The 7673-nt window shown below is 65.6% G+C and carries 10 protein-coding genes and 1 tRNA gene; 5 read left to right on the forward strand and 6 right to left on the reverse strand.

From position 1 onward, the window contains the following. Positions 1-50 precede the first annotated feature (50 nt). Entirely contained in the window at positions 51-1250 is a 1200-nt protein-coding gene (locus tag AC1DDA_RS20055) for an efflux RND transporter periplasmic adaptor subunit (RefSeq protein ID WP_476797085.1), read from the reverse strand. A 49-nt stretch (positions 1251-1299) separates the two neighbouring features. After that, positions 1300-2136 carry an alpha/beta hydrolase fold domain-containing protein gene (locus AC1DDA_RS20060; protein ID WP_476797086.1) on the reverse strand — a complete coding sequence of 279 codons (837 nt, stop codon included), beginning with the start codon at positions 2134-2136 and terminating at the stop codon, positions 1300-1302. 107 nt (positions 2137-2243) lie between these two features. Here AC1DDA_RS20060 and AC1DDA_RS20065 point away from each other — a divergent pair, with 107 nt between their 5' ends. Continuing rightward, complete coding sequence (locus AC1DDA_RS20065; RefSeq protein ID WP_476797087.1) at positions 2244-3248, forward strand: LysR family transcriptional regulator; 1005 nt, start codon at positions 2244-2246, stop codon at positions 3246-3248. 24 nt (positions 3249-3272) lie between these two features. Here AC1DDA_RS20065 and AC1DDA_RS20070 read toward each other — a convergent pair whose 3' ends face one another. Both AC1DDA_RS20070 and AC1DDA_RS20075 read right to left on the reverse strand, forming a co-directional pair. Beyond that, on the reverse strand, positions 3273-3698 hold the full coding sequence (locus AC1DDA_RS20070; RefSeq protein ID WP_476797088.1) for a DUF1330 domain-containing protein: 426 nt from the start codon (positions 3696-3698) through the stop codon (positions 3273-3275). 14 nt (positions 3699-3712) lie between these two features. Beyond that, complete coding sequence (locus AC1DDA_RS20075; RefSeq protein ID WP_476797089.1) at positions 3713-4525, reverse strand: crotonase/enoyl-CoA hydratase family protein; 813 nt, start codon at positions 4523-4525, stop codon at positions 3713-3715. Positions 4526-4610: 85 nt separating this feature from the next. Here AC1DDA_RS20075 and AC1DDA_RS20080 point away from each other — a divergent pair, with 85 nt between their 5' ends. The 3 genes from AC1DDA_RS20080 (at position 4611) to AC1DDA_RS20090 (ending at position 6041) form a co-directional block, all read left to right on the forward strand. Next, positions 4611-5195 carry a TetR/AcrR family transcriptional regulator gene (locus tag AC1DDA_RS20080; RefSeq protein ID WP_476797090.1) on the forward strand — a complete coding sequence of 195 codons (585 nt, stop codon included), beginning with the start codon at positions 4611-4613 and terminating at the stop codon, positions 5193-5195. Positions 5196-5274: 79 nt separating this feature from the next. Further along, on the forward strand, positions 5275-5553 hold the full coding sequence (locus AC1DDA_RS20085) for a hypothetical protein (RefSeq protein ID WP_476797091.1): 279 nt from the start codon (positions 5275-5277) through the stop codon (positions 5551-5553). Beyond that, positions 5550-6041 carry a YbaK/EbsC family protein gene (locus tag AC1DDA_RS20090; RefSeq protein WP_476797092.1) on the forward strand — a complete coding sequence of 164 codons (492 nt, stop codon included), beginning with the start codon at positions 5550-5552 and terminating at the stop codon, positions 6039-6041. Before AC1DDA_RS20085 ends, AC1DDA_RS20090 begins: the two co-directional genes overlap by 4 nt. 3 nt (positions 6042-6044) lie before the next feature. On the opposite strand, the gene AC1DDA_RS20095 is transcribed toward AC1DDA_RS20090, so the two are convergent. Further along, entirely contained in the window at positions 6045-6848 is an 804-nt protein-coding gene (locus AC1DDA_RS20095; protein ID WP_476797093.1) for a DUF72 domain-containing protein, read from the reverse strand. Between the two features lie 199 nt (positions 6849-7047). On the opposite strand from AC1DDA_RS20095, the gene AC1DDA_RS20100 reads away from it, so the two are divergent. Further along, positions 7048-7491 (forward strand): helix-turn-helix domain-containing protein, encoded by a 444-nt coding sequence (locus AC1DDA_RS20100; RefSeq protein WP_476797094.1) that lies wholly within the window; start codon positions 7048-7050, stop codon positions 7489-7491. Positions 7492-7592: 101 nt separating this feature from the next. Here the strand turns inward: AC1DDA_RS20100 and AC1DDA_RS20105 are convergent. Then, positions 7593-7669, reverse strand: a tRNA-Met gene (locus AC1DDA_RS20105). Between the last annotated feature and the right edge of the window lie 4 nt (positions 7670-7673).

Below are 7673 nucleotides of genomic sequence, written 5' to 3' on the forward strand. Positions count from 1 at the left end.
AGATTCTCGGGTCTGCGCTCCGCTTCGCCCGAGAATGACGGCCGTGTTTTTCAGCGTTGCGCGAGTTCGGTCGCGGGCTTCCTGAGTTCGCTTTTCTCGGCCATCGGCACCGGCTGCGGCGCAACGACCGCACCGGGCCGAACGCGCTGCAACCCGTTGACGATGATGCGCTCACCGGGCTTCAGCCCGGCACTGACCACGCGCAGCCCGTCATATGCGGAGCCGAGCGAAACCTCACGCCAAGTCGCCTTGCCGTCGTCGCCGACGACGAAGACGAACTTCTTGTTCTGGTCGGTGCCGACAGCGCGCTCGTTGATGACGAGTTGCTGTTCGGCTTTGGCCTGCCCGAGCTGCACCCGCACGAACTGGCCCGGCATCAGCTTGCCGTCGGGGTTGTCGAGCAGGGCGCGGACCCTGACCGTGCCGCTGGCGCCGTCGATGCCGTTGTCGACGAAGTGCAGCCGGCCGCTGAACTGCGCCGCCTCGGCGGTCGCCGTGGTCAGTTTGACCGGAATCTGTTCGAGCGCGCGCGAGCCTTGGGACAAAGAGGCCAGCGCGTCGAGCACGCTGCGCTCGTCCGCGTTGAAGGCCGCATAGATCGGATCGACCGAGAGCAGCGAGGTCAGCACCTGCCCACCGGCCGCGATGAGATTACCGACGGTGACATCGAGCCGGCCGATGCGGCCGCTGATCGGCGCGCGAATCTGCGTGTAGTCGAGGTTGAGCTGCGCCGTGCGGCGCGCGGCCTCGGCGGCGCGGAGATTGGCCTTGGCCTCGCGCAGAGCATTGACGCGGGTGTCGAGATCGCGCTGCGAGAGGTTGCGGGTCGCACTGAGCTGCTGGCCGCGCTCGTTCTCGCTGTCCGCGAGAGCAACGCGGGACTGGGCAGCGAGCACCTGCGCCTCCGCCCGCTCCAGATCGGCGAGATAGGGCGCCTGATCGATGCTCACGAGCAGATCGCCCTGCTTCACCAAATTACCCTCGCGGAAATGCACGGCTTCGACGACGCCGGCCACACGCGAGCGCAGTTCGACACGCTCGATCGCCTCCAGCCGGCCGGAGAACTCCGCCCAGGGCACGATCTCGCGGGCCTCGACGGTCGCGACGGAGACGGGGATGGCGGGCGGCGCCGCGGGCGCGGTATCGCCCTGCGCGCGGGTCCCGGAGAGGGCAAAGACCGTGATGGCGGTCAGTGCGACTGAGGCGGTGAGGCCGGCCAAAAGGCCGCGACGGTTCGTTCCCAGAATCATGGGTCGGTCCTTCCTTGGAAATGCCGTGGGTGTCGAAAGAGGGCGAGCGCTAGGAGGGCGCGGTCCGTTCATAGAAAGCGGCGATCTCGCCGCAGCTTTTGCAGAGACAGGAGCCTTCCTCCGCCGCATCCGCATAGGCCTGCGGCCAGCGCGTCGGCGCGGTGAACTCGACATGGCGAACGGCGATGCCGGCCTGGCCGAGGCGGGCGGCATATTGCGCCGCCTCGTCCCGCATAGGGTCGTCCTGCCCGCTGATCAGCAGAGCCGGCGGCAGGCCGGCGAGGCGGGTCGCCTGAAGCGGAGCCGCGTAAGGGTGGGCGGCGCGCTCGGGCGTGCCGAGATACTCGGCCCAGCCATCGGCCCAGCGGCAGCCGACCGGTCCGGCCTGGGCGCCGCGCAGCGAAGCCGTACCGAGGCAGGCGTCGAGCATCGGCGACAACAGGATCTGGCCAGCAAGCACCGGGCCGCCGCGATCCCGCGCCATCATGGCCAGCGCCGCAGCGAGATTGCCGCCGGCTTCCTCACCGGCGACATAGATCGGCGCGCCGCGCGTCGCCCAGCGATTGCGACCCCTGGCAAGAGCCTCGAGCGCTGCATAGATGCGCTCCAGCGTCTCGGGGAAGCGCTGCACCGGAGCAAGCGGGTAAGAGAGCGAGAACACGACCGCGCCGGCCTCCGTCAGGGCGGTGGCGACGGCCTGCCCCTCGGCCGGCGAGCCGCTGTTGAAATGGCCGCCATGCAGATGCAGCACGAGGCCGGCATTGTCCGGAACCTCGGCGGGAACGTAGAGGCGGCCGGTGAAGGTCTCTCGACCGGCGCTCAGTCTTTCTTCCCGCCAGAAGACGGAAAGCACCGGCTGCAGCTTCTGCGCGGCGATCGCGGGCATTGGCTCACCCTCGCTGTTGCGTTGCAGCACGGATTAGTGAATCGGCATTTCGGAATAAATACGCTATCCACTCATTCATTATTTCCCTACGGAAACAATTTGACGTCATGGACCAGTTGGCAGCGATGCGAGCCTTCGTGCGGGTCGTCGAGACCGGAACCTTCACGCGCGCCGCCGATCTCCTCGACATGCCCAAGCCAACCATCACCAAGCTGATCCAGCAGCTCGAAGCGCATCTGCGCGCCAAACTCTTGAATCGGACAACGCGGCGCGTGACCGTGACCATGGACGGCGCGGCCTATTACGAGCGGGCGCTGCGCCTGCTCGACGAACTCTCCGAACTCGACGCGAGTCTCACGCTGGCGCAGGCGCGGCCGAGCGGCCGGCTCCGGGTCGATTGCAGTTCGGCACTGGCGATCTCGGTGATCATCCCGGCGCTGCACGAATTCCAGGCGCGCTATCCCGACATCCAGCTCGATCTCGGCCTGGGCGACCGCCCGGCCGATCTCATCGGCGAAAACCTCGATTGCGCGGTGCGGGCCGGCGAGATCACGGACCAGAGCCTGATCGCCCGGCGGATCGGCGAGATGCAGCTCATCACTTGCGCCTCGCCGGACTATCTTGCCCGCTTCGGCACGCCCCGCCATCCGCGCGACATCGAGGACGGCCATCAGATCGTCGCCTACCGACCGGCACTCGGCGGCCGCGTGCTGTCGATGATCTACCAGAACCCGGCCGAGACGATCGAAATCAACGGCCGCTACGCCATCTCGCTCAATGACGGCACCGGCTATCTCGCCGCCGGCCTGGCCGGCCATGGCATCGTGCAGCTGCCGACCTTCATGGCCCGAGAGCCGATCGCAGACGGGCGGCTCGTGCCGCTCCTGCTCGATTGGTGCGCAGCGCCAAAGCCGCTTCACATCGTCTATCCGCCAAACCGGCACCTCAGCAACAAGGTGCGCGTTTTCGTCGACTGGCTGGCGGAGCTGTTTGCCAAGGACGATCTCGTAGGGAATGCAAAGGGCGTTTCGATGCTCTGCCCAGCACTGAAGTTCGCGGCCCAGCAGGCTTCTGCTGAGGCGCGGGAGAAAGGCTTGATCGAAACCACCTGAGCCGAGCGGCAATGGGTGGTCGCGTCATGAAGGCCCGTCGAAACGGGTGCCGCTTGGGAGGACTCCCAGTCGGATGAGCCGGCTGTCGGCCACCGCCGCCAGGCGATGCGCCATCGCCTCCCGGTAGATCGGTTCGCGCAACATGTCGGCGAAACTATCGGGGCTGGGATATTCCGCGATGAAGCAGATATCCCAGTGGTCCTCCTCCGGACCGATCAGGCCGAGCTCGAAGCGGCCCCGCCAGACGATACGGCCGCCGTGCCGCGCGAACACCGGCGCGCTGATCCGGCCATAGCTGGAATAGGCCTCCGCGCCAGTAGCTCTCAGTCCGTCGGGATAACGGGCTTCGGCATGCAGCCGGATCAGATTGAGCATATGGACCGGCCCCGGCCGGTTGTCTGCGCGGAACGCGGCGAAGGCCTCGCGTGAGAAGCTCGTGAAACCCGTCATGGCTGGCCTCCCACTTACACCGCGGCCTTAGCCGACCAGGATCCGGGATAGGCCGGCTTGCGGCGCGCGATCCAGGCGTCGAGCCCCTCCCGCAGATCGGCAGTCGGCGCCATCCGGGCGAATTGCTCCCCTTCGATCAGCAGCCCCTCGGCGATGCTCTGGTTGAGGCCGCGCGTGACCGCCCGCAGGATGCTCGCTGCCGCGAGCGGCGAATGCCGCAGAATTCGCCCGGCCAGATCGCGCGCGGCCGGCATGAGCTGGTCATGCGCGACGACCTGATTGACGAGGCCGAGCTCGACGGCTCGCTCCGGCGAGAAGACGTCGCCCGTCAACAGCAGCTCCAGCGCGCGCTTGCGTCCGGCCAGCCGGGACAGACGTTGGGTTCCACCAAATGTCGGCGGCATGCCCAAATTGATCTCCGGCTTGGCGAATGAAGCTCGCTCGCTCGCGATCGCCAGCGGAACGGCTTCGGTGATCTCGCAGCCGCCGCCGAAGGCCAGGCCGTTGACCGCGGCGATGATGGGCTTGGGAAAGGCTTCCAGCCGCGCGGTGAGCCGTTGGCCGCGCATGACGAAATCCCGCATGGCGACATCGGCGCCCTGCGCGACGCTTTGCGAGAACTCATGAATGTCCGCCCCTGCCGAAAATGCGCGGTCGCCCGCTCCCGTCAGGATCACCACCCGGATGGCTTCCTCGGTCTCGATCAGGTCGAGCAATTCGAGGAGCCGGTCGATCAGGGCGTAGCTCAAGGCATTGAGCTTGTCGGGGCGGTTCAGGGTCAGCGTCGCGATGGCATCGCGGGTGTCGGTTAGGACGAGATCGCTCATCGGCGTTCCTTTCCAGCAGGTTCACCGGATGACGATCGCGGCCTTTGCGATTTGTGTATATTCACTAGTCGGTATACATAGTGGAATGTCCGATGCACCCAGCCCGACGCGCAAGCGCATCATCGACGCCGCGAGCAAGCTCTTTTATGCGGAGGGCATCGGCCGCGTCAGCGTGGACGCCGTGGCCGAGAAGGCTGGGCTGACCAAGCGGACGCTCTACTATCATTTCAAGAGCAAGGACGATCTGGTCGCCGCCTATCTCGAGGCCCGGGATCAGCCGAACCTGGAGCAGATGGCCGGCTGGTTCGAGGCTGCCGATGGCAGCGTCGACTGCAAGGTGGAAGCGATCTTCGCCAATCTGGCCCGCGTCGCGCGGCATCCCAAATGGAAGGGCTGCGGTTTCCTGCGCACGGCCGCGGAACTGGCTGCCATGCCCGGCCACCCGGCCGTCAAGGCGGGGGCACGTCACAAGGCAAATTTCGAAAACTGGCTGTCGCAGGAGATGCAGGGTCGCGGCCTTGCCGACGCGCAGGCTCTGGCCCGCGAAATCGTCCTGCTGATGGATGGCGCCTTTTCGATCATGCTGATCCATCGCAATCCCGATTATATCGAAGCCGCCGGCCGCGCCGCCGGATCGCTCGTCAGGGCGCGCGGCCCGGCAAAAGGATGAACCGTGCATGCCCGCGGCTTGCGCAGAGCGAGATAATCGATTGTTCTTCATCCTGATTTCGATTGGGCAGGGCTGACGCATGCACACCGTCAAGGTCATCGGTATCGGCTTCGCCCTGCTTGGCATGCTGCTCGTCGCCGCGCCCCGGCTCGCCATCTCCGCCGGCCGTCCGATCGCATTCGCCATCCGATTGTTCCTGCCGCTCTGGCTGGTCGGCGCCCTGATCAACCTCTGGATCGGCGTCAGCCGGGCGGGCTATACCGTCATGGAGGAAGCGCCGATCTTCCTCATCGTCTTCGGCGTGCCGGCCATCGCCAGCCTGCTGATCCTCTGGTCGACCTCGCGAATTGCCCGATGAGCCTTCAATCCGTCCGCGCCTTCTTCGCCGAACACGCTCCCGACATCAGCGTCATCGTGACGGATGAGAGCAGCGCCACAGTGCCGCTCGCCGCCGCGGCCCATGGTGTCGAACCCGGCCAGATCGCCAAGACGCTTTCGCTGCGTATCGGCGAGGAGGTCGTCCTGGTCGTGACGCGCGGCGATGCGCGGCTCGACAACAGGAAGGCGAAGGCCGGGCTCGGCGGCAAGCCGCGCATGCTCGGGCAAGAGGAGGTCGAGGCCCTGACGGGGCATCCGGTTGGCGGCGTCTGCCCCTTCGGCCTGGCAACGCCGCTCAAGGTCTATTGCGATGTCTCGTTGAAGGCCTTCGATATCGTCGTCCCGGCGGCTGGCTCGACGCATAGTGCGCTGCGAATCGCGCCGCAGCGCATGGCCGAGCTGACCCAGGCCGAATGGGTCGATGTCTGCCAGGAAGTCGTGGTGCAGGAGGCGGTCGCGACGGCCTGAACCTCAATCTCTTGTTCGCGCAATCAACTCCATCGCCGCCGCGGGATTGCGAACCTTCCCGCCACTGACGACATAGAGGAAGACGTCGCGCTTCTGCTTGGGCGCGGCCGGCCCGACCGTCTCCAGCCCCTCCGGCACTCCGCCTTCGGCCCAGTCCCGAGCGGCCTTCGCCCAGCGAGTGAGACCGGTCTCGGAATAACCCGTCGGCTCGGCTTCCAGCGTGCCCATGATGCGCGCATAGACGAAGGGTGCCGTCACATCGGCGATCTGCGTATAGTCGGCGTCGGCCGAGGTGATGACGGCGACACCGTGCTCGCGCAGCATCGCGATGAAATCAGGGGTGCGGAAGCTGTCGTGCCTGACCTCGACGGCATGGCGCAGCGCGATACCATCCAGTTCCTTGGGCAACAGCTTGAGGAACGCCTCGAAATCCGCGGGGTGGAAGTTCTTGGTCGGCATGAACTGCCAATTGATCGGCCCGAGCTTATGCCTGAGCTCGGTCAGCCCGCTGTTCAGAAATTTCTCGACCGATGGACCGGCCTCGGCAAGCACGCGCCGGTTGGTGCAGAATCGCGAACCCTTCAGCGCGAAGACGAAATCCTCGGGCGTCTCCTCGCGCCATCTCGCGAAGCTCTCCGGCTTCTGCGAACCGTAATAGGTGCCGTTGATCTCGATCGAGGTCAGCTTGCTCGCGGCATATTCGAGCTCGCGCTTTTGCGGCAGATCCTTCGGGTAGAAGGATCCGCGCCAGGGTTCGTAGACCCAGCCGCCTATGCCGATATGGATTTGCCCTGCTTCCTGCGCCATGCCTCACTCCATCTCCCTGGGATCGCCGATCCTGCCTCGGCGACTCCTGAAGCACCACCCGTTTCCAGCGGCTAGTCATGGTATTAGGGCTGGCGCTGCTCCGCTGTCAGGAGAAACAGACGGCCCGACAGTGGACGCCTCGAAAGTCAGCAGCATAATGCGAGCGGCTTTCCTCCAGATCGAGACTGAAAGCGGCCCGATGAAACCGGAACTGACTCACGCGAATCGGCATGTGGGCGACCGTCTTCGGCTGCTTCGCGGCAAGATGGGCCTCGCTCAGAAGGACATCGCTCGATTGCTTGGTGTCTCGCATCAGCAAATCGGGAACTACGAGGATGGGTCCGATCGGCTGACCGCCGGCGCGATTTTCGTTCTCTCTCAGCGGCTGGGCGTCGATCTGCATTTCTTCTTCGAAGGCCTGGCCACGAGTCCAGCGGCGAGCGGCTTGGCCGAGGAGCCGGCGGCCGATTACGAGGCCGAGCCTACGCCGCCTTCGGAAAGCCACCGGTTGGACGAGGCCTTCGCGCGAATCCGTTCGCGGAAACTGCGGCTTCTCGCAATCCGTCTGGTCGAGGCCGTCGCAGTCGATGGAAAAAGCGAAGCGGACAGCAAATCTGCCGGCGCCCCGCAGGCCGATCCATAACCGTGACGCGCGCATCACTTGGTGCGGACGCCTGCTTTTCTCTTGTTTTTTTGGATTTTAGACGCAAAAACCCGTCGCTGCTTGCGACGGGTTTTTGTGTTTGGTTGCGGGGGCCAGATTTGAACTGACGACCTTCAGGTTATGAGCCTGACGAGCTACCGGGCTGCTCCACCCCGCGGTAA

It is taken from the genome of Allobosea sp. 10N428, from assembly GCF_056394545.1.

What these genes read in the sequence shown, in the direction of transcription:
- AC1DDA_RS20055 (WP_476797085.1), bottom strand. Translation starts at nt 1,250, where the DNA reads ATGATTCTGGGAACGAACCGTCGCGGCCTTTTGGCCGGCCTCACCGCC.
- AC1DDA_RS20060 (WP_476797086.1), bottom strand. Translation starts at nt 2,136, where the DNA reads ATGCCCGCGATCGCCGCGCAGAAGCTGCAGCCGGTGCTTTCCGTCTTC.
- AC1DDA_RS20065 (WP_476797087.1), top strand. Translation starts at nt 2,244, where the DNA reads ATGGACCAGTTGGCAGCGATGCGAGCCTTCGTGCGGGTCGTCGAGACC.
- AC1DDA_RS20070 (WP_476797088.1), bottom strand. Translation starts at nt 3,698, where the DNA reads ATGACGGGTTTCACGAGCTTCTCACGCGAGGCCTTCGCCGCGTTCCGC.
- AC1DDA_RS20075 (WP_476797089.1), bottom strand. Translation starts at nt 4,525, where the DNA reads ATGAGCGATCTCGTCCTAACCGACACCCGCGATGCCATCGCGACGCTG.
- AC1DDA_RS20080 (WP_476797090.1), top strand. Translation starts at nt 4,611, where the DNA reads ATGTCCGATGCACCCAGCCCGACGCGCAAGCGCATCATCGACGCCGCG.
- AC1DDA_RS20085 (WP_476797091.1), top strand. Translation starts at nt 5,275, where the DNA reads ATGCACACCGTCAAGGTCATCGGTATCGGCTTCGCCCTGCTTGGCATG.
- AC1DDA_RS20090 (WP_476797092.1), top strand. Translation starts at nt 5,550, where the DNA reads ATGAGCCTTCAATCCGTCCGCGCCTTCTTCGCCGAACACGCTCCCGAC.
- AC1DDA_RS20095 (WP_476797093.1), bottom strand. Translation starts at nt 6,848, where the DNA reads ATGGCGCAGGAAGCAGGGCAAATCCATATCGGCATAGGCGGCTGGGTC.
- AC1DDA_RS20100 (WP_476797094.1), top strand. Translation starts at nt 7,048, where the DNA reads ATGAAACCGGAACTGACTCACGCGAATCGGCATGTGGGCGACCGTCTT.